General features: G+C 62.6%; 19 protein-coding genes, 1 tRNA gene and 1 pseudogene. 14 read left to right on the plus strand and 7 right to left on the minus strand.

Annotated elements, in window-relative coordinates:
- Nucleotides 1–133 precede the first annotated feature (133 nt).
- Nucleotides 134–2,254, plus strand: coding sequence for a sodium-translocating pyrophosphatase (locus tag Q3C01_RS15220; RefSeq protein WP_458146142.1), 2,121 nt, complete (start codon nucleotides 134–136; stop codon nucleotides 2,252–2,254).
- A gap of 103 nt (nucleotides 2,255–2,357) precedes the next feature.
- Here the strand turns inward: Q3C01_RS15220 and Q3C01_RS15225 are convergent.
- Together Q3C01_RS15225 and Q3C01_RS15230 are read right to left on the minus strand one after the other, a co-directional pair.
- Nucleotides 2,358–2,813: pseudogene (locus Q3C01_RS15225) on the minus strand (Bug family tripartite tricarboxylate transporter substrate binding protein); the annotation flags it as partial.
- 94 nt (nucleotides 2,814–2,907) lie between these two features.
- Nucleotides 2,908–3,384, minus strand: coding sequence for an outer membrane protein assembly factor BamE (locus tag Q3C01_RS15230; RefSeq protein WP_458146143.1), 477 nt, complete (start codon nucleotides 3,382–3,384; stop codon nucleotides 2,908–2,910).
- Between the two features lie 98 nt (nucleotides 3,385–3,482).
- On the opposite strand from Q3C01_RS15230, the gene Q3C01_RS15235 reads away from it, so the two are divergent.
- The 8 genes from Q3C01_RS15235 (at nucleotide 3,483) to Q3C01_RS15270 (ending at nucleotide 8,864) form a co-directional block, all read left to right on the plus strand.
- Nucleotides 3,483–4,034 carry a ubiquinol-cytochrome C chaperone family protein gene (locus tag Q3C01_RS15235; RefSeq protein WP_458146144.1) on the plus strand — a complete coding sequence of 184 codons (552 nt, stop codon included), beginning with the start codon at nucleotides 3,483–3,485 and terminating at the stop codon, nucleotides 4,032–4,034.
- Nucleotides 4,031–4,600 (plus strand): YceD family protein, encoded by a 570-nt coding sequence (locus Q3C01_RS15240; protein WP_458146145.1) that lies wholly within the window; start codon nucleotides 4,031–4,033, stop codon nucleotides 4,598–4,600. Before Q3C01_RS15235 ends, Q3C01_RS15240 begins: the two co-directional genes overlap by 4 nt.
- A 311-nt stretch (nucleotides 4,601–4,911) precedes the next feature.
- Nucleotides 4,912–5,973 (plus strand): phosphate acyltransferase PlsX, encoded by a 1,062-nt coding sequence (plsX, locus tag Q3C01_RS15245; protein ID WP_458146146.1) that lies wholly within the window; start codon nucleotides 4,912–4,914, stop codon nucleotides 5,971–5,973.
- Entirely contained in the window at nucleotides 5,970–6,947 is a 978-nt protein-coding gene (locus Q3C01_RS15250) for a beta-ketoacyl-ACP synthase III (RefSeq protein ID WP_458146147.1), read from the plus strand. Before plsX ends, Q3C01_RS15250 begins: the two co-directional genes overlap by 4 nt.
- Before the next feature lie 135 nt (nucleotides 6,948–7,082).
- Nucleotides 7,083–7,424 carry an integration host factor subunit alpha gene (locus Q3C01_RS15255; protein WP_458146148.1) on the plus strand — a complete coding sequence of 114 codons (342 nt, stop codon included), beginning with the start codon at nucleotides 7,083–7,085 and terminating at the stop codon, nucleotides 7,422–7,424.
- 26 nt (nucleotides 7,425–7,450) lie between these two features.
- Nucleotides 7,451–8,029 carry a MerR family transcriptional regulator gene (locus tag Q3C01_RS15260; protein WP_458146149.1) on the plus strand — a complete coding sequence of 193 codons (579 nt, stop codon included), beginning with the start codon at nucleotides 7,451–7,453 and terminating at the stop codon, nucleotides 8,027–8,029.
- Between the two features lie 109 nt (nucleotides 8,030–8,138).
- Nucleotides 8,139–8,216: transfer RNA gene (locus tag Q3C01_RS15265), tRNA-Pro, on the plus strand.
- A 291-nt stretch (nucleotides 8,217–8,507) separates the two neighbouring features.
- Nucleotides 8,508–8,864 carry a pyridoxamine 5'-phosphate oxidase family protein gene (locus Q3C01_RS15270; RefSeq protein ID WP_458146150.1) on the plus strand — a complete coding sequence of 119 codons (357 nt, stop codon included), beginning with the start codon at nucleotides 8,508–8,510 and terminating at the stop codon, nucleotides 8,862–8,864.
- A gap of 319 nt (nucleotides 8,865–9,183) precedes the next feature.
- On the opposite strand, the gene allE is transcribed toward Q3C01_RS15270, so the two are convergent.
- Together allE and Q3C01_RS15280 are read right to left on the minus strand one after the other, a co-directional pair.
- Nucleotides 9,184–9,963 (minus strand): (S)-ureidoglycine aminohydrolase, encoded by a 780-nt coding sequence (gene allE, locus Q3C01_RS15275; RefSeq protein WP_458146151.1) that lies wholly within the window; start codon nucleotides 9,961–9,963, stop codon nucleotides 9,184–9,186.
- A 308-nt stretch (nucleotides 9,964–10,271) separates the two neighbouring features.
- Nucleotides 10,272–10,913 carry a hypothetical protein gene (locus tag Q3C01_RS15280; RefSeq protein ID WP_458146152.1) on the minus strand — a complete coding sequence of 214 codons (642 nt, stop codon included), beginning with the start codon at nucleotides 10,911–10,913 and terminating at the stop codon, nucleotides 10,272–10,274.
- Nucleotides 10,914–11,225: 312 nt separating this feature from the next.
- On the opposite strand from Q3C01_RS15280, the gene Q3C01_RS15285 reads away from it, so the two are divergent.
- The gene (locus Q3C01_RS15285) at nucleotides 11,226–11,396 is read left to right on the plus strand and encodes a hypothetical protein (RefSeq protein ID WP_254095647.1); all 171 of its coding nucleotides are present in this window, start codon (nucleotides 11,226–11,228) and stop codon (nucleotides 11,394–11,396) included.
- Between the two features lie 100 nt (nucleotides 11,397–11,496).
- The gene (locus tag Q3C01_RS15290) at nucleotides 11,497–11,739 is read left to right on the plus strand and encodes a hypothetical protein (protein WP_458146153.1); all 243 of its coding nucleotides are present in this window, start codon (nucleotides 11,497–11,499) and stop codon (nucleotides 11,737–11,739) included.
- Between the two features lie 1,060 nt (nucleotides 11,740–12,799).
- Here Q3C01_RS15290 and Q3C01_RS15295 read toward each other — a convergent pair.
- Entirely contained in the window at nucleotides 12,800–13,039 is a 240-nt protein-coding gene (locus Q3C01_RS15295; protein ID WP_449380665.1) for a hypothetical protein, read from the minus strand.
- Between the two features lie 483 nt (nucleotides 13,040–13,522).
- Here Q3C01_RS15295 and Q3C01_RS15300 point away from each other — a divergent pair, with 483 nt between their 5' ends.
- Together Q3C01_RS15300 and Q3C01_RS15305 are read left to right on the plus strand one after the other, a co-directional pair.
- The gene (locus tag Q3C01_RS15300; protein WP_458146154.1) at nucleotides 13,523–14,494 is read left to right on the plus strand and encodes an SDR family NAD(P)-dependent oxidoreductase; all 972 of its coding nucleotides are present in this window, start codon (nucleotides 13,523–13,525) and stop codon (nucleotides 14,492–14,494) included.
- Between the two features lie 618 nt (nucleotides 14,495–15,112).
- A complete protein-coding gene (locus Q3C01_RS15305) occupies nucleotides 15,113–16,222 on the plus strand; it encodes an alpha/beta hydrolase family protein (protein ID WP_458146228.1) in 1,110 nt (369 codons plus the stop codon).
- 24 nt (nucleotides 16,223–16,246) lie between these two features.
- On the opposite strand, the gene Q3C01_RS15310 is transcribed toward Q3C01_RS15305, so the two are convergent.
- Nucleotides 16,247–16,753, minus strand: a complete 507-nt coding sequence (locus Q3C01_RS15310) for a MarR family winged helix-turn-helix transcriptional regulator (protein ID WP_458146155.1) — start codon at nucleotides 16,751–16,753, stop codon at nucleotides 16,247–16,249.
- Between the two features lie 410 nt (nucleotides 16,754–17,163).
- On the opposite strand from Q3C01_RS15310, the gene Q3C01_RS15315 reads away from it, so the two are divergent.
- Entirely contained in the window at nucleotides 17,164–18,648 is a 1,485-nt protein-coding gene (locus tag Q3C01_RS15315) for a porin (protein ID WP_458146156.1), read from the plus strand.
- A gap of 18 nt (nucleotides 18,649–18,666) precedes the next feature.
- Here Q3C01_RS15315 and Q3C01_RS15320 read toward each other — a convergent pair whose 3' ends face one another.
- Nucleotides 18,667–18,834 carry a hypothetical protein gene (locus Q3C01_RS15320; protein ID WP_458146157.1) on the minus strand — a complete coding sequence of 56 codons (168 nt, stop codon included), beginning with the start codon at nucleotides 18,832–18,834 and terminating at the stop codon, nucleotides 18,667–18,669.
- Nucleotides 18,835–18,866: the final 32 nt, after the last annotated feature.

Genomic DNA, 18,866 nt, shown 5'->3' on the forward strand with positions numbered 1-18,866 from the left:
GATTTTGGCAAGGTCCCCGCCCATCGGGGCTGCTCCTTTTGGGGAGGCGCGGTCCCGCTTTAAAGGCGCCACTCCGTCACGACGGGAAAAAATCGGCGCTGGGGGTACATCAAGGATCTGAGGCAAAATTCACATGACAGCATTATGGTTGATAGTGCTCTGCGGAGTGCTCTCTGTCGTCTACGCGATCTGGGCGACGTCTTCGGTGTTGGGTGCGGATGCGGGCTCGCCTCGCATGCAGGAAATCGCCGGAGCGGTCCGTGAGGGCGCGCAGGCCTATCTGCGACGCCAGTACACGACGATCGGCATCGTCGGCATCGTCATCTTCGTGCTGCTCGCCTATTTCCTGGGTATCTACGTCGGCGTCGGCTTTGCCATCGGCGCCATCCTGTCGGGGGCGGCCGGCTTCATCGGCATGAATGTCTCGGTCCGCGCCAATGTGCGCACCGCCCAGGCTGCGACGACGTCGCTGGCCGGCGGTCTCGAGCTCGCCTTCAAGGCGGGCGCCATCACCGGCCTTCTGGTGGCGGGCCTCGCGCTCCTCGGCGTGACCCTCTACTTCGGCTTCCTGACCTATTCGCTGAAGCTCGCACCTGACAGCCGCACCGTCGTCGACGCCATGGTCGCGCTCGGCTTCGGCGCCTCGCTGATCTCGATCTTCGCCCGTCTCGGCGGCGGCATCTTCACCAAGGGTGCGGACGTCGGCGGCGACCTCGTCGGCAAGGTCGAGGCCGGCATCCCCGAGGACGATCCGCGCAATCCGGCGACGATCGCCGACAACGTCGGTGACAACGTCGGCGACTGCGCCGGCATGGCCGCCGACCTGTTCGAGACCTATGCGGTGACTGCGGTCGCCACCATGGTTCTGGCGGCGATCTTCTTCGCCAAGACGCCGATCCTCGCCAGCATGATGACGCTGCCGCTCGCGATCGGCGGCATCTGCATCATCACCTCGATCATCGGCACCTTCTTCGTGAAGCTCGGGCCGAGCCAGTCGATCATGGGTGCGCTCTACAAGGGACTGATCGCGACCGGCGTCCTGTCGCTGATCGGCATCGCCGGCGTGATCTACTACCTGATCGGCTTCGGCAAGCTCGAGGGCGTCGACTACACCGGGGCGGCCCTGTTCGAATGCGGCGTGGTCGGCCTCGTCGTGACCGCGCTGATCATCTGGATCACCGAGTACTACACCGGAACCGACTATCGTCCGGTGAAGTCGATCGCCCAGGCCTCGGTGACCGGTCACGGCACCAACGTGATCCAGGGCCTCGCGGTCTCGATGGAAGCGACGGCACTGCCCGCGATCGTCATCATCGCCGGCATCCTCGTCACCTACAGCCTTGCCGGCCTGTTCGGCATCGCGATCGCGACCGCCACCATGCTGGCGCTCGCCGGCATGGTCGTCGCGCTCGACGCCTTCGGCCCGGTGACCGACAACGCCGGCGGCATCGCTGAGATGGCGGGTCTGCCCAAGGAGGTGCGCAAGTCGACCGATGCGCTCGACGCGGTCGGCAACACCACCAAGGCGGTAACCAAGGGCTACGCGATCGGCTCCGCCGGTCTCGGCGCCCTGGTGCTGTTCGCGGCCTATAACCAGGACCTCAAGTTCTTCGTTGCGGGGTCGGCGGAGCACCCCTACTTCGCGGGCGTCAATCCGGACTTCTCACTGAACAACCCCTACGTGGTGGTGGGGCTGCTGTTTGGTGGCCTGTTGCCGTACCTGTTCGGCGCGATGGGCATGACCGCTGTGGGCCGTGCGGCCGGCGCGATCGTGGAAGAGGTGCGTCGCCAGTTCCGCGAGAAGCCGGGGATCATGCAGGGCACCGACAAGCCGGACTACGGCAAGGCGGTCGACTTGCTGACCAAGGCGGCGATCAAGGAGATGATCATCCCGTCGCTGCTGCCGGTGCTCTCGCCGATCGTGGTCTACTTCCTGATCTATGCGATCGCGGGAGGCGGCGCGGCCGGCAAGTCGGCAGCGTTCTCGGCGGTCGGCGCCATGCTGCTCGGCGTGATCGTGACCGGCCTGTTCGTCGCGATTTCGATGACCTCGGGCGGCGGCGCCTGGGACAACGCCAAGAAGTACATCGAGGACGGCCATTTCGGCGGCAAGGGCTCCGACGCCCACAAGTCCGCCGTGACCGGCGACACCGTTGGCGACCCCTACAAGGACACGGCCGGCCCCGCGGTCAACCCGATGATCAAGATCACCAACATCGTGGCGCTGCTGCTGCTGGCGATCCTCGCGCACTGAGCGGTGTCAGCCACCGCATGAACAAAACCCCGCGGCACAAGCCGCGGGGTTTTTGTTTGAGCTTGTCACGTCATTCCGGGTTCGATGCTTCGCATCGCCCCGGAATGACGCCGATCAGCTCTCCGATCGACTTGATGCCGGTCTTCGGATGCGCCGAGACGATGTTCGGGATCCGGATCATGTTGGAGACCGCCTGGAGCTGGTCGGCCTTGTAGCTGAGGTTCTTGAAGATGCTGTAGGCGATCGCGTTGGGGCCGGGATTGCCGATCAGGATGGTGTGGCCATCCGCTTTGGCGCGCGCAGCTTCGGTGGTGCCGATGGTGCCGCCGCCGCCCGAGCGGTTCTCCACGACCGCGGACTCGCCCCAGGTGGTTTGGAGATGGGCTGCGAGCAGCCGCCCCATGACGTCGGTCGAGCCGCCGGCAGCAGCCGGCACGATGATGCGGATGTTCTCGGTGGGCTTCCAGTCCGCAAGGCTCGTGCGCGGCAGGATCGGCGCCGTCGACAGGGCTGCCGCGCCGGTAAGCACGCGCCGGCGGGAAAAGGATGTCCTGGTCACGAATCCGCTCCCTGCTTCTTGTCTTGCAGGGAGCGTAGGGAACGCTGGGCACAACCGCACGCAACGTGGAGCGGCACGACGCCGCAACCTGACCTCAGTTGAAGCTGAGCAGCTTGAACAGTGGCGTGAGGTAGTTGAGCTCCTGGCCCGAGGTCGGCGTGGTGCGGCTGATGAAGTCGAAAATCTTGCCGTCCTGCATGCCGTAGTTGGCAAGCCGGCGTACGCGCCGGTTCTTGTCGAAGTAGATCGCGATGACGCGCTGGTCGACCACGCTCTGGTTCATGAAGGCGACGGGACGCTCAGAGCGCTGGGAGATGTAGTAGAACACCTCGCCGTCGAGAGTTGCGACGGTGGAGGGCGTGCCCATCACGATCAACACCTGATCCTGGCTTGCGCCGAGCGGAATCTGTTCGAGCGCACCGGGCGGCAGGATGTAGCCCTTTTGGAACTGCTCGCCGGTGCAGGCGGCAAGCGCGATGCTGACGAGCGCCGCGGCGGCGACGGCGCGCCAGCGCGCGTAACGGCTGCGCGCCCTGGCTCCGTGGTAGCTGGTCTGGCTCGAATTGGTCATTCTCGGAACTATCCCGTCCCCTTGCGTCGCGCGAGGCGCTGAAGTACCGGGCAGACGCGGCGAGCGCAACCCGCGCGCGCACGCTTGTGGAACCCACAATGCTCTGGCCGTTCAAACACTTCAGGAAACCCCGGCTAGCCCCGCGCGGCACCATTGAGACCATCTATGGCATGATCGTGACGCAGGCGCGAGAACCCATGTTTTACCGTGACCTGGCCGTCCCGGACACGGTTGACGGCCGATTCGACCTGCTTCTCCTTCATTTGTGGCTCCTGCTGCGCCGGCTGCGGGCAGCTTCCGACGCCACCGAGCTGTCGCAGGCGCTGTTCGACCGCTTTTGCGAGGACATGGACGATAATCTGCGGGAGATGGGCGTCGGGGATCAGACCGTTCCCAAGCGCATGCGGGCCTTTGGAGAGGCCTTTTATGGCCGGGCGCGGGCCTACGACCAGGCCATGGACGAGGGCGGCGAGGCGCTGGCATCGGCGTTCTGCAAGAATATCTTGAATGGGACTGAAAGCGCGCAGGCGCGACGGCTTGCGGCCTATGCCAGGGCCACGGAGGCTGATCTCGCCCGGACCGACCAGGGCGCGCTGCTGCGCGGATCGTTCGCGTTTCCACCGCCGCCAGGGGAGCATGTGGCGCCATGACCAGACCAAATGCCGGACCCGGGACCGATCCGTGGCGCGTGCCGGTGATCGTGGCGCAGATCCCGGACACTGGCCTGCATCGCCAGATCGAGGCATCGAGCCGCGAGCGCGAGGCCATAGCCGAGGTCGCTGGGGTTCGCGAGGTTCTCTCCGCCCAGGCCTCATTCGACGTGTCCCCGAAGAGCGGCGGGCGTGTGCATGTCACCGGCAACGTCCGGGCGCGAATCGGCCAGACCTGCGTGGTGACGCTCGACCCGATCGAGAGCGAAATCGACGAGGAGATCGACTTGATGTTCGCCCCCGAAGCCGAGGCGCGGCGACTGGCTGACCTCATCGAGGAGGGGCAGGACAGCGACGACGCGCAGGCTGTCCCGGAGCCGCCGGAGGCGATCATCGCGGGCGTCATCGACCTCGGCCGGCTGGCGACGGACGCCCTCTTTCTGGGCATCGACCCCTATCCGCGTAAGCCGGGTGCGGTGTTCGAAGCGCAGGTGACGGCCCCTGATCCCGAAGATCACCCCTTTGCGGCCTTGAAGGCGCTCCGGGACAAGCCCAAACGCAAATGAGGGCAAATAACTGTGCGGCGCGGGCGGGTTCGCTTTGCGATGTGCATGAATGGTTTGCCTCGTCAGGTTGAAAGATTGCCTCATCGGTTTGATTTCATGGCCATTTTATCGCCAGGGCGGGGCCAATCCCGGGATCGCCCGGGATGTAAAAGGCTGGGGTCAAGAGGTTGTTTCGACGCGGGGAAACGCTATTGTCGCGGCCCGGTCCGGGTGCGTGTGTGGCGCCTGGCCGATCGCTGTTGATGATGGCGAACCCATTTCGCGGCCCCGCGAGTTTCTAGACCGCACGAGACCAGGTTTCCGGGACGTTCATGCCAAGCAAGGTTCGAATTGCGCTTGACGCCATGGGAGGCGACGTCGGCGCCCCCGTCGTCATTCCTGGCGCGGCCATCTCGCTTGCCCGGCATCCCGATATCGAATTCCTGCTGGTTGGTGACCGCGCCAAGATCGAGCCGGAGCTCGGCAAGCACCCCTCGCTGAAAGCCGCCTCGAAGGTGATCCACACCGACGTCGCCGTCAGCGGGGCGGACAAGCCGAGCCAGGCGCTGCGGCGCGGGCGCAAGACCTCATCGATGTGGCTCGCGATCGACGCCGTGAAAAAGGGCGAGGCGGATGTTGCGGTCTCTGCCGGCAACACCGGCGCACTGATGGCGATGTCGCGCTTCCACCTGCGCACGCTGCCCGGCATCGACCGTCCGGCCATTGCCGGGATATGGCCGACCAAGCGTGGCGATTCCGTCGTGCTCGACCTCGGCGCCACCATCGGCGGCGATGCGCACCACCTGGTGTCGCTCGCCGTCATGGGCGCAGCGATGGCAAGCGTCTTGTTCAACAAGCCGCGCCCCACGGTCGGCCTGCTCAATATCGGAACCGAGGAGATCAAAGGCCACGAGGAGATCCGCGAGGCCGGCGAGACGCTGCGCGCGATGAACCTGCCGCAGCTCGACTATATCGGCTTCGTCGAGGGGGACGGCATCGGCAAGGGGTTGGCCGACGTGATCGTCACCGAGGGCTTCAGCGGTAACATCGCGCTCAAGGCGGCCGAGGGAACGGCGCGGCAGATGGCTGAACTGCTCCGCAATGAAATGCAGCGGGGCTGGCTGTCCAAGCTCGGTTATCTCTTCGCGCGCAGCGCTTTCCAGGCCCTGCGTGACAAGATGGACCCGAACAAGTCCAACGGCGGTATGTTCCTTGGATTGAAGGGGCTGGTGGTCAAGAGCCATGGTGGAACCAGCGCCGAAGGCTTTGCCTATGCGATCGATGTTGGCTATGAGATGGTGCATTACGATCTCCTGACCAAGATCAATCAGATGCTCAACCGCGACGGTGGCGCGCTGACTTCAGTGCCGACCGCGCAGGAGGCTGTTTCGTGACTCAAATTCGATCGGTCGTGCTCGGCTGCGGCAGCTATTTGCCGGAGCGTGTCGTGACCAATGCAGAGTTGGCGGCCCGCATCGACACATCGGACGAGTGGATCGTGCAACGCACGGGCATTCGCGAGCGTCACATCGCGGCCGACGACGAGTTCACCTCGCACCTTGCGATCAGGGCGGCGCGCGCAGCGCTCGCGCATGCCCGGCTCGATCCGCAGGCGATCGATCTGATCGTGCTCGCGACCTCGACGCCCGACAACACGTTTCCGGCGACCGCAGTCGCCGTCCAGCACGGGCTCGGCATCAACCATGGCGTGGCGTTCGATCTGCAGGCGGTCTGCTCCGGCTTCGTGTTCGCGCTCGCCACTGCCGACAACTTCTTGCGCACGGGCGCCTACAAGCGCGCGCTGGTGATCGGCGCGGAAACCTTCTCGCGTATCCTCGACTGGAACGACCGCGGCACCTGTGTGCTGTTCGGCGACGGCGCCGGCGCCATCGTGCTGGAAGCGCAGACGCAACCGGGCAAGACCTCCGACAGCGGCGTCCTGACCACGCATCTGCGTTCGGACGGCCGCCACAAGGCCAAGCTGTTCGTCGACGGGGGCCCCGGCTCGACCCGGACCGTTGGTCACTTGCGCATGGAAGGCAAGGAGGTGTTCAAGCACGCGGTCGGCATGATCACCGACGTGATCGTCGATGCCTTCAACGCCACCGGCATGACCGCCGAGGACATCAACTGGTTCATCCCGCACCAGGCCAACAAGCGAATCATCGATGCGTCCGCCCACAAGCTGCATATTGCGCCGCAGAAAGTGGTGCTGACCGTCGACAAGCACGGCAACACCTCGGCGGCCTCTATACCGCTGGCGCTGTCGGTCGCGGTGAAGGACGGCCGGGTGAAGAAGGGCGATCTGCTGCTGTTCGAAGCGATGGGCGGCGGCTTCACCTGGGGCTCCGCACTCGTGCGCTGGTAGTAGAGCGCGATCGATAAAATTTTGCCGGGATTACGGGCCATTTTGTCGACTCAAGCTCGGATGAGCGGGTTGACCGTTGTCTCGTAACCTCATAATTTTAGACGACAATTGTTCGCCGTGGTGTGGGGCAGGGCGATGACCGAGACTACTAAAACCGTAACGCGTGTTGATCTCTGCGAGGCCGTCTACCAAAAGGTCGGCCTGTCGCGGACGGAATCGTCTGCCTTCGTGGAACTCGTGTTGAAGGAGATCACCGATTGTCTTGAGCGAGGCGAGACGGTGAAGCTGTCCTCGTTCGGGTCCTTCATGGTGCGTAAGAAGGGTCAGCGTATCGGACGCAATCCGAAGACCGGTACCGAGGTGCCGATCTCGCCGCGCCGGGTGATGGTGTTCAAGCCGTCCGCCATCCTGAAGCAGCGGATCAATTCGCAGCACAAGGCCAATGGCGACGGCACCAAGACTGAACTGGAGGCGTAAAATCGCCTTCCGAAAGGATGAGGCCCTTGGACAAGGCGCCGGATGCGTTCCGCACCATCAGCGAAGTAGCGCAGGACCTCGACATCCCGCAGCACGTGCTGCGGTTCTGGGAGACCCGCTTCTCCCAGATCAAGCCGATGAAGCGCAGCGGCGGCCGCCGCTACTACCGCCCCGACGACGTCGACCTGCTCAAGGGCATCCGCCGGCTGCTCTACGGTGAGGGCTATACCATCCGCGGCGTGCAGCGGATCCTGAAGGAGCACGGCATCAAGTCGGTCCAGGGGCTCGCCGATTCGTCGGCCGCGGTCTCGTTCGGCGCGATCGAGGACGCCATCGGGCAGAGCCTGATGGAGCCCGAGGACGAACCCGAAATCCGTGGCGTCGCCGATACCGACGATGACGACTATCAGGGCGAGGAGGAGGAAGGCATCGATTTCCGCTTCGCCGAGATCGACGACGAGGAAATCCTCACCACCTTCCGCAAGGGCGGAGCCCCCGCAGCCCCCGCTGGCCCGAGCGCCATCGACCGGGAGCGGCTGGGACGGGTGCTCGCCGACCTCGTCGCCTGCCGGGAAATGCTGGATCAGGCGCTGAAGGACGGGTAGGGGCCGCATTCGGCAGGCTTTGCAGGGGGCGGGACCTCGAGGCGAGGACACCAAAATGCTGGGGCCTCGCCTTGCGCAAAGCGGCGATCCTAGCTAATGGAACGACGTTCGGAGCGTGGCGCAGCCCGGTTAGCGCACTAGTCTGGGAGACTAGGGGTCGGAGGTTCAAATCCTCTCGCTCCGACCATTTTTCAAACCATCTGGCGGGCGGATTGATTGGGGGCACGGCACGGGTGTTGCCGCCCCTGATGGTTGCGTGCCGATGGGGTAGCGGCGGCTGCCGCGTCCCGAAAACAAAATCTCGAAAACAACCCCATGCAAAGTAGCTGGTGAGGGCTGCGCGATGCCTTGCGGATTTTTCGAAATCGGTTGACGCGTCGGGCAAATCACCGGCACTATGCCATCATCGCAGCAAGTCGGACGGCGCCGATGAGACCCGGAAAGGTTGTATCCTTTCCAGTCGCGAAAGCAGAACAGCATGGATATCTCGGAACGGCTGCGTACCGCAATTGACGCATCGGTGCTCTGCTGGCTCGCCACAGTGGATGCCGAGGGTCAGCCGAACGTCAGCCCGAAGGAAATCTTTTGTATGGGCGAGGGGGCGAACGAGGTGCTGGTGGCCGAGATCGCCTCACCCGTCACCAGGAGGAATGTGTCCGGACATCCGAAGGTCTGTCTCAGCGCAATCGCGGGCGAAACTATTCGACCGTGCAAGACTGCTTCTGGGAGTTCCAACGGACCCACGTCTGAGCGGCATAGGCCAGTCGGTAATGAGTCATTGCGACGTCCGATATCGAGGCTTGCGCTGCTTCCAGGCGCCTCGCGAACCCGCTGAAACTCATGTCTAGGGTCGCGTCGACTGCCAAGAACGAGATTGCGATAACAGCGACCGCGGCTGCGATGGTTATCCCTGTCCATTCCGACGACTGCATGAGAAGCTTCTCCGCTCGCCGGTATACGTAGAGCTATTGCGCGCCATTCAAGGCGGCGAAGAGATGATACACGCGATCTTGAAATACGACATTTCTGTTATAGTGGTGCGCGTCTCGCCCTGCAGGCAAAGTACTTGCGCATTCAAATCGAACACGCCAGCGGGTTCATGCGCGCGCTTGCGCTCGAAACGTTAGAGTTTCTGGACTGCATTTTGATGCGCGTCAGAAGGTGACGTCGCGATTAACATCCTTGTAGAGGAGATAGGCGGCTTTGCTCCACCCCGTCGGGTAGAAGAGCTGCGGGCAATACGGGCCCATCCAGATGAAGTCGCTGGTCCAGGTCTCGTGCCAGTCGGCACCGAGGAGATACATGCCCTGGCCTTCCAGCATGTAAAGGCCATGCTCCATGATGTGTGTCTCGACATCTGGAAAATGTGCTCCCGGCTGGAAGCTCAGGATGTTCATCTCCATGTCAAACCGTAAGTCGTTGAAGCCGAGCAAGTGCTCCCAGGTACGACCTTCCGTGCCATTGTGGTTGATACATTCCACGTTTTTCCTGTGCGACACGATCGGATCTGGCTGCGGCAGGTCTATTGCCTCGTAAGGCTTCCAGAGACCGATGACCTGCGCCTGGTTCGCTCCGGCGTTCCGAAGCGAAAACCGTGTGTGCGGCGGCAGATAGGCATAGCCCTCCGGGCCAAGTTCGATCTGTGCCGCGTCATTCACGGAAAGCAGTACCGTGCCGCCGATGACGTAGAAGAAGCGCTGGAGGCGATCGCCGATCGGCGCGCGCGTGCCGCCACCGACCTCGATCTCGAGCATCGCCTGTGCGAATTTTGCTCCGAGTGCCGGCGCTGCCTGAAAACGGACGATCGTCTTTTCATATGCGGGCAGATAGCTGTCCATGATGCCTTCAGGCGGCATGAAGGCATAGTTGCGGCGCACGACGCTGCGCGTATGGCCGAAGGCGCCGGGCGGCAAGCGGCCAGACGGAATGGTCATCGAATTCGGGTGCATAGGACAGCCTCACAATCAGCGGAAGTGCGGCCGCGACGATATCTCGACCTGATCACCATCGGGCATGACAAGATTACGCGGGTGAACGGACCGGCCGCAATCCTCCGGCATCCACGATGCTCAGATACTGTCGAATATAGGCCTATGATGATGATTGGTGCCGATCACTTCGAATTGCGGTCGGACGAGAATTGGGTGTCACCGTAATTTTTTGCCGTGTCGTCCGGCGTGGAAACGGAGAGAGTTGAGTGCACTGTCACCGAATACAATTTTGGTTGGCGCTTGACGCGTCTTCAGCTTTCCGGGGCTGAAACTGTGGCTGGCGTAGTCAGGGGCGCTCCTCCAACTGAAACGGGCCCTAAAGATTTCGACTGCCGAGCCATCCGTTTGCGCATCGCCAGTCGATCACGAGCGCGCCCTCTTGGGATGGAAGAGGTTATTTCCGACATCATGGCACTTTGCAGCGAGTCGACCTTCGCGATCAGCGTAGAAAGCTGCGCCGATATCTTCTTCACATCGACCCGTTCGTCCGTGATGCTCTGTCGCAGAGAGCCGAGGATAGCTGAATCCTGCTGCTGCAGAGCTGCATTTTGCTGTAATGAGTGATTGTTCTCCTGCAGCGAGGCGGCATGTTGCTGCTGGGCCGACTGAATATCCTTCAAAGCAGCGACAACCGGATCCGGTTTTGGCGCGGAAGATTCCCAACGCGGAAGCAGTTCAGCCAAGCTGCTGACATTCGGTGACGGAAAATCAAACGGCAGTGTATAGATGGCCGCCGCGCCATTGATGGCCAAGGCACACGCGGACAGTGCCAGAACCGATTTCCGGCTGGACCGCTTGATCAGTACCGGAGCTTCTGGGGCTGCGACCGCGAGTGCTGCGGGGCCGAGTTGCTCGGCGAGGCCTTGTGTTTCGGATGTCGTGGTCACGTGCATTGAACCCAAATGAGCAAGCAATAGGAAGCCGTCGGCGGAACGTCCTCACGACGCCTGCGCAGCCCCCATCTACAACTGCCCAAAATTGTGGGCTTTTCGGATTAATTCCGCGTTAGCGACGTGGCCGCCTGGCATGCCCAGCCCCCCGGCCGATTACGGGGCAGTGCGATCGAATTGCCGGCGTGTCCCGGTTCCCGCCGAAGCAAGGTGTTGTGCTCCCCTGAGGATTGGGGCAGCCTGCTTCGAAGCGCGACAAAAGTTGCAGACAGCTCACGCCAAAAGTGTAGGATTCGGCAAAACGGGAGGAGCGGCATGTTTGAAATCAGCGGTTTCGACACGGCAGGCATCGTCAGCCTCAAGCGGCTGTCACTCACCGCCGCTCTCAAGAAAGCCAAAGAGCTTGTCGAGGATGGGTGCTGGGACGTTCAGATTGTTGATCCAGATGGCCGGGTATACACCTCGCTTGAGGAACAGGCCGCTTAGCCACCCGCCTGCCTCAACTCCCTCGCGTCATGCCGTTGCCAATCAACTCCATTGGGCGCACGCTGTCCCGGCGCATTAGACGCACCGCAGGGAGAGACACATGAAGGAACCGGGCCTGGACGGTCGCCATCGGGACAAGGATGGCGCGATCAGCAAGAAGCACGGCAACACGCTGGTCGGTACGTTACGCAAGATCTACGGCAAGGGTTTTGCGGCCGGTTATCCGGATGCGACCCAGCTCAGCGAGGTCCTGCTTCAGTTGAACGAGACGTCGCTGAGCCAGTTGCGTCGTGACCACGACACCGGGCATTTGGGACACAAGATCGACCAAGCCTCGAAGTGACGGACTTCGCGCCGCCAAACTCATCTCGTCGAAATAACTCCGCCGACACGGAATTGCGGTGACAGTGCTGGACGCCCGACTGCCCTCGACCACGGTCGGGGAGGGAGAAGGGACCATATGCTCCTCCGCCTTCCTGCCCAGCCTTCGAGCCGCCCGACGAAAAATCCTTCGGGAAGAAACAACGGCGTTGTGGATCTGAAAGAATCGATCGACATCGGTAAGCCCATTCGAAAAAGCGTCTAACCAAGTCGCTTTCATCGACGAGGTTCCTGATCAGTGCGGAAACATGCTCGGTTCGGAGCGCTCGACGATCCGCAGCACGCTCTTGCAGGCCGGACATTCATACGATCGAATTTCGTATCGTCCGGCGGCTGGTTCGCTGCGGACGAATGTGCGCGGCTGGTCGCACACGGTGCAACGTGGCCCTTCGAAATATCGATTGCGGTTCATCGCAGAACCCAAATCGTGGCGTCAGGAATGGAAAGGGCCGCCCGCAATATACCGGGCGGCCACCGAGTCCAATATCAAGCGGCTGATCTCAGCCCCGGTCCAGGTATCCTAATCGCGACGCGACCTACCAACGGTTCGGTACCCGACGTTCCCTAAGGGAACACCGTGCGAGTTGCATCTCAGTCACACCACTCATCGCAGGTCGTTCTCGGGCGGCCAGTTTCCCCAACGGACGACCGTCGGCATTGGCCTGCCAAGCGGTGGTCCGTCACCTCATGAATGACGGTCGGACCGGTGGCGGGCTATCCGCCATGGAACCGCGTGGCGCGCGCAGGCACCTCCAGCACCATTGGAGCAAGGTTTAGATCGGCTTCGATCGGTGTTCTGCTTTCGCCGGTCGCATGATGTAACTTGCAACCGTACCAGAACGCGTGAGATTTCAATCGCCGGATAACAGTTTAATTTCCGAAACAATCAAATGCTTGTCTTCGCTTTGGCAGACAAGGGGGCGGAGGTTGAGATCCTCCCGCTCCGACCATTCAGAACGTTTGACGAGAGATCGGCAGAAGCCGGTCCTCCGGGCGTTTCCTCCCCATTTTCGGGGTGGGCCTTAGGCGTGGCCCTTGATCTCGTAGTGACCTGGCACACACTTGTAGCGTTCGATGCGCCAGTTGACGTGGTAGATCGGGTGCTCGCCCATCCATTTTGCGAGTTCGGCCTGCGCGCCGACCGCACACTGCATGAGCGAGATTTCAGGCGTCATATTGCTGTCGGTGACGATTTCCTCGACGCAACCGCCTGAGGCTGCTGCGCCAAGCCGGCAGAGCACGGCCACGACGGTAATAAACATGCATTTCACCTCTCTGGTTGTTACTCGCCATGAGGAGATGCAAGTGGAGTGCCACGCCGTGTGTCGATCGCGACACGATGGCTTGAAGACTTAACCCCCAGCTTTCGCCCCATGTGACGATTCGGATTGTAAAAAGATTCCCCTCAATCCGAAGCCGGACAAATACGGGGAAGGGGCTGCTATGAACCATCTTATAGGCTACGTCGCCGCTCACCCGCTTCGTCGCTGTGCAGCCGGTTGGTTTGAACGCGGTGAAAGCCGACAATCGTGGTCGTGAAGACTTGCGTGGTCGTGCAAACTTGGCCGCGCGCCGATGTCCGGGCGGCGGAATAATCGTCCGCCGAAATTCGCCGTCGTCGTGACGTAGCGCCCGGCCTGCTTTACCGCAGGCGCGGCGCTGCTACACTTTGCAGCGGCCCCATGCATTGCCCGTGAAGGCCAACAAGACCAACAACCAGACCAATAACGAGGGGGGCCGAGCCCATGAAGGACTTTTCCGGAAAGATCGCCGTCATCACCGGCGGAGGAACGGGGATGGGACGCGAGCTGGCGCGCCAGCTCGTGGCCGAGGGCTGCAACGTCGCGATGTGCGATGTCTCGGAAGCCGAGATGGCCGAGACCAAGCGGCTGTGCGAGGCCGAGAAGCTGCCGCAGGGCCTGCGCGTCACCACCCACGTCGCCGACGTCGCGATCGAGGATCATCTCAAGCGGTTTCGCGACGAGCTCGCCGAGCAGCAGAAGACAGACCGGATCCATCTGCTGTTCAACAATGCCGGCATCGGCGGCGGCGGCAGCCTGTTCACCAATACGCGCGAGCAGTGGGAGCGCACCTTCAACATCTGCTGGGGCGGGGTTTATCTCGGCGTGCGCACCTTCCTGCCGATGCTGGTTGCGGCCGACGAGGCGCACATCATCAACACCGCGAGCGTCAACGGCTTCTGGGCCTCGATCGGCATGGGGCAGGCGCACACCGCCTACAGCTCGGCAAAATTCGCGGTGAAGGGGTTTACCGAGGCGCTGATCAACGATCTCCGCCTGCACGCGCCGCACGTCAAATGCTCGGTCGTGATGCCCGGTCACATCGGCACCTCGATCGTTTCCAACTCACGCAAGGTGCAGAGCGGGGACGGCTCCGAGCGCCTCAATGCCGACGAGGTCGCGCTGACCCGCAAGCGCATGGTCGCGGCCGGCGTGCCCGATGCCGACAAGATGTCGGACGAGGACGTCCAGGCCGCGTTTGCCGAGCGCGCCCGCAGCTTTCGCGAGGATGCGCCGACGACCGCCGCACAGGCCGCGAAGATCATCCTCGACGGCGTCAAGGCCGAGAGGTGGCGCATCCTGGTCGGTGAGGACGCCGTGCGCCTCGATCAGCGCGTGCGCGCGACGCCGGAAGAGGCTTATGAGAGGGCCTTCTACGAGGGCTTTGCCCAGGAGGCCGGCTGGCGGCTGGGGTGAGGGGGCTGCTGCGTCAGACCTGAAGTATGGGTAGATCGTAGGGTGGGCAAAGCGACTTGTCCGCCGTAGCTCGAAGAGCGAAGGCGGAAGCGTGCCCACCTTGGCGCCCCGATGCATGGATAGGTGGTGGCACGGCGCGCGAAGGGCGCGCCTTTGCCCACCCTACGAGCGGCTCGTAGCCCGGATGGAGCGAAGCGTAATCCGGGAATGGGAGCGCGCGTGGCAACCCCGGATTTCGCTTCGCTCCATCCGGGCTACGGGGGATTGATGTTGATTACGGCTGGCCAGTCGAGCGACGCGCATCCGGGGTTGTGCGCGCGCTGAGGCGATGACGCCGGATTGCGCTTGGCTGCAAATCGCTCGGTCTCCGGCAGCGTCGCGACTCGCTTGCGGGCCAAGCGACCAGGGTCGCGGCAAGTTGACGCAGAACTTTTGCTGCGGCGGTTGCCGATCGCGAAGCACGCAAAGTCACCCACGCATTATCACGCGCTTACTCAAGCGATCTTGATCGCCAGGCATGCCATTGCGGCGTCGTTTCGGCCGCCGGTAGCTTGGTAGCTGGATCGAAATAAGTTATTCGATCAATTGTTGAAGATAGCAAATGAAGCTTCGTTTCGCATGATCCCCGCCTGCCTTCCCGACGATTGGGCTTTCTGGCCGGAGCGGGAGGAACTGTCCGCCGAATTCATGCGATTGCTCGCGGCCGCCCAGGAGGGCGGGGCGACGATCGCCGAGTGCCTCCTGATCGCGCGACGGATCAGGCGCGGCGACGAACTCTCCTGGCACCGCGAATGGCTGGCGCTTGCGCAGATCAATCGCGAGCGCGGCGACGCGGCGTTCGCCGGCGGCCATCTCGCCACCGCCCAGCGCAACTGGCTTCGCGCCATCAGCTACTGCAATGCAGCCGCACTTCCGCTCGAGCCTGCGGACCCGCGGCGCACCGAGGCGGTCCTGGCAATGCAGGGCTGCGCGCGCAGCTTCCTCAAGGTGAGCAGTCCCGCAGGCGAGGTCGTCACGCTGCCATGGCTGAACGGTCATTCGCTGCAGGGCTACTTCCTGCCGGCGCGTTCGGCTGGCCGGCCGGCAGCGACGGTGGTCTGCATCGGCGAGCCTGGGCATCGCAAGGAGGAATTCCTGATCAAGCTCGCGCCGTTCGCGCGCGAGCGGGGCCTGTCGATGCTGGCGATCGATCTTCTGGGCGAGCGCAGCGACGATGACCTCGACAGGATTTTGCGCCGGCGCGATCTGGAGACGTCGATCACCGCGATCATGGACTATCTGGCCTCGCGCGCCGACGTCGACTCCGGCCGCGTGGCGATCCTGGCGGACGGCTGGGGCTCCTCATTCGTGGCCCGGGCGATCGTGCACGAGCCCCGGCTCGCGGCAGCCGTATGTGACGGCGGGCTGTGGGATCTGCATGAGCGCACCTTCCTCGCCAACCGCATCATGCAGCGCGATGCCGGTCTCGTCCCCGGACCTGAGGCCACCCTGATCGCCCGTGACATCGATTGTCCGGTGCTGATCACGCTCGGCGACGACGGCTGGCTGAAGCCGGACCGCGCGCAGCAGATGGTTCAGCAGGTACGCTCCACGCGGTCGGACGTGACGCTTCGGGTGTTCACCGCCGAGGAGACCGCCGCGGCGCAATCGCATGCCGACAACCCGAGCCTTGCCAACGAGTACATCTTCGACTGGCTGGCGTCGCGGCTCGGTGCACTGCCGGCCTGATGAGGAATCGCTTTAAATAGAGCCTCAGAAATCCAGCGTGACCCTTAGGCAGGCCTTCTCGAGGCGATTCTTGAGGGTGGCGAGCTTCTCGGTGAACGCGGTCAGCTCGTCCTGGTCGAAATCCTCGAACACGTATTCCCGAATCGCCTTGTACTGCTCGGCGAGGCTTGCGAGGTGCTTCTGCGTCTTGTCGGTGAGCGACAGCCTGACGACGCGTGCGTCGGTCGGCGAGGGCTTGCGGCGCAGCAGGCCCTTCTTTTCCAAGAGCTTCGACTGGGTGGTGATGAAGGACGGATCGACGTGGAGCAGCTTGGACACCACGTTGACGGGAACGCCGTCGTCCTTGTCGAGGTCGGAGATCGCCATCAGGATCATCCATTGCGGACCGGAGATGCCGAGCGTGCGGGCCCAGAACTGGCGCAGCTCCTCCAGATAGTTGTTGATCGAGGAGATCTCCCACGTGAAGCACTTGATGATGTCCAGATGTCCGACAGCGCGATGACGCGCCCCGTCCTTTCTCGTCGCGGACACGGCTTCCCTCCCTGGTTTGATTCTTGTCACCGGCGCCATGGCCCGCCCATTGTTGACCGCAAGTCTGCCCTGACGCAAGTGCAGAGCAAGGTAATTATGTCACGCATATTACACAGATGACCCGGTCAGCCTTTGCGGCGGCTGCAGTCGGTGTTGCGCCCGGGTCACAGCATCAGTGTAATCAGATAACTGATCTAATAAACTATTTTGATTAGCGAAGTCGCGCATGCATATTCGCCACCGACGGTTCAGGGGATTCTTCGGCCGTCCCGTTGCAGGTGGTTCGCTCAGGTTGCCCGCGCCAAGGCGCGCGCGTCCGAAGGCGTGAAGCGGCCGAGCGGTTTTCAAAAGGCGGGGATCTGGGGGCTGATGGCCCGCCTCGCCATGAATGAGCAACTTGGAGGTTAAATATGAAATTGGTGAAGAGCCTTTTGCTCGGTTCAGCGGCGGGTCTGATCGCCGTTGGCGGAGCACAGGCAGCCGATCTCCCCGTGAAGGCCAAGGCGGTCGAATACGTGAAGGTCTGCTCCCTGTACGGAGCCGGATTCTACTACATGCCGGGCACTGACACCTGCATCAAGTTCGGCGGTTACCTGCGTGCCGACACGACGGTTGGCGCCGGCGACTATTCCTTCCAGTCGGGCGCGAACCAGGGCTCGAACAATCGTCTGACCAACTACTGGTACAGCCGCGCCCGTATGGACTTCACCGTCGATACCCGCACGGCGACCGAGTACGGCGTTGTGCGCACGTACGCGGACATGGTCTTCACCTGGACGAGCAACTCCTTGACCGGCAGCAACGGGTCGGCGCAAGGGTCCTCGGATGGTAGCGCCTCGCTTGGCCTCTACCATGCGTTCATCCAGTTCGCCGGCTTCACCTTCGGCCGCACGGTCTCGATCTTCGACGCTCCGTGGCAGAGCTATCCGGCTGGCGGTCCCGACACCATTCCGGGCGGCAGCAACAACGTCAACGGCATCAACCAGGTTGCCTATACGGCTGACTTCGGCCAGGGCATCACCGCTTCGGTGGCCTTGCAGGATATGACGACGGCGACAAACGGCCAGTCGAACCTCTGGAACGTGTCGTCGGGTACGGCGGCTCAGTTCGTGACGGGCGTCTACGGTGCCAACGATTGGGGTGGCACGCGTTCCCCCGACATCGTCGGTGCGATCCGCGTCGACCAGGCCTGGGGTCTGGCCCAGATCTCGGTTGCCGCGCATGACATCCATTCCGCTTACTATGGCAGCACCGAACTCACGGGTCACCCCGGTGACAAGTGGGGCTGGGCGGTTCAGGGTTCGTTGTCGATCAAGAACATCCCGACCGGACCTGGCGACAACATCAACCTGCAGGCCGTCTACACGGATGGTGCAAGCCGCTACAACTTCCAGAGCCTGTTCCCGCAGAGCTTCTTCATGTTCAGCGGCACCGGCCTCGCCGGCGCCTACCAGAGCACTGGTTTCGCTGGCATTGCTGACGGCGTCTTCGGCACCGGCACCGGCATCGACACCGTCAAGACATGGGGCTTCCGTGGTGGCTACACCCACAACTGGAATCCGAACTGGGCGAGCGCCATCTATGGTGGCTATGCTCAGTTGAGGTACGGCGACACGGGCAAGGCGCTGATCTGCACCAACTTCGCAGCGATCGCCGTGGCCGGTTCGACCTGTAATCCGGACTTCAACTTCGCGGTCATCGGTGTCAACACCGTGTGGACCCCGGTCAAGAACCTGGCGTTCACTGCTGACGTGAACTGGACGCATCTGGACCAGAAGTATTCCGGCGCCATCAACAGCCCGGGCATTGCTTCCGCTGCCAAGCCGGCAGCCGTGTATGAGCTGAAGGACCAGAACTCGGTCAGCATGCTCCTCCGCGCCCAGCGCAACTTCTAAGATCGATCTTTCGACCGGTCAGAGAACCCCGGCGGGAAACCGCCGGGGTTTTTTCTTGGTCGGTTTTCTTTTCCATTTTTCTTCTTCGTTTTTCTTTCTTCGTTTTTCTTCTTCGTTTTCTTGGCTGCTTTGTTGGTGGCCTGCCTTGGCAGAGCAGGCCTTACGCGAAACGCGAAGGAGTGCCATGCAATTCTTTCGCACTCAAATTTATTTACTTA

This window comes from Bradyrhizobium sp. UFLA05-109, from assembly GCF_054185165.1.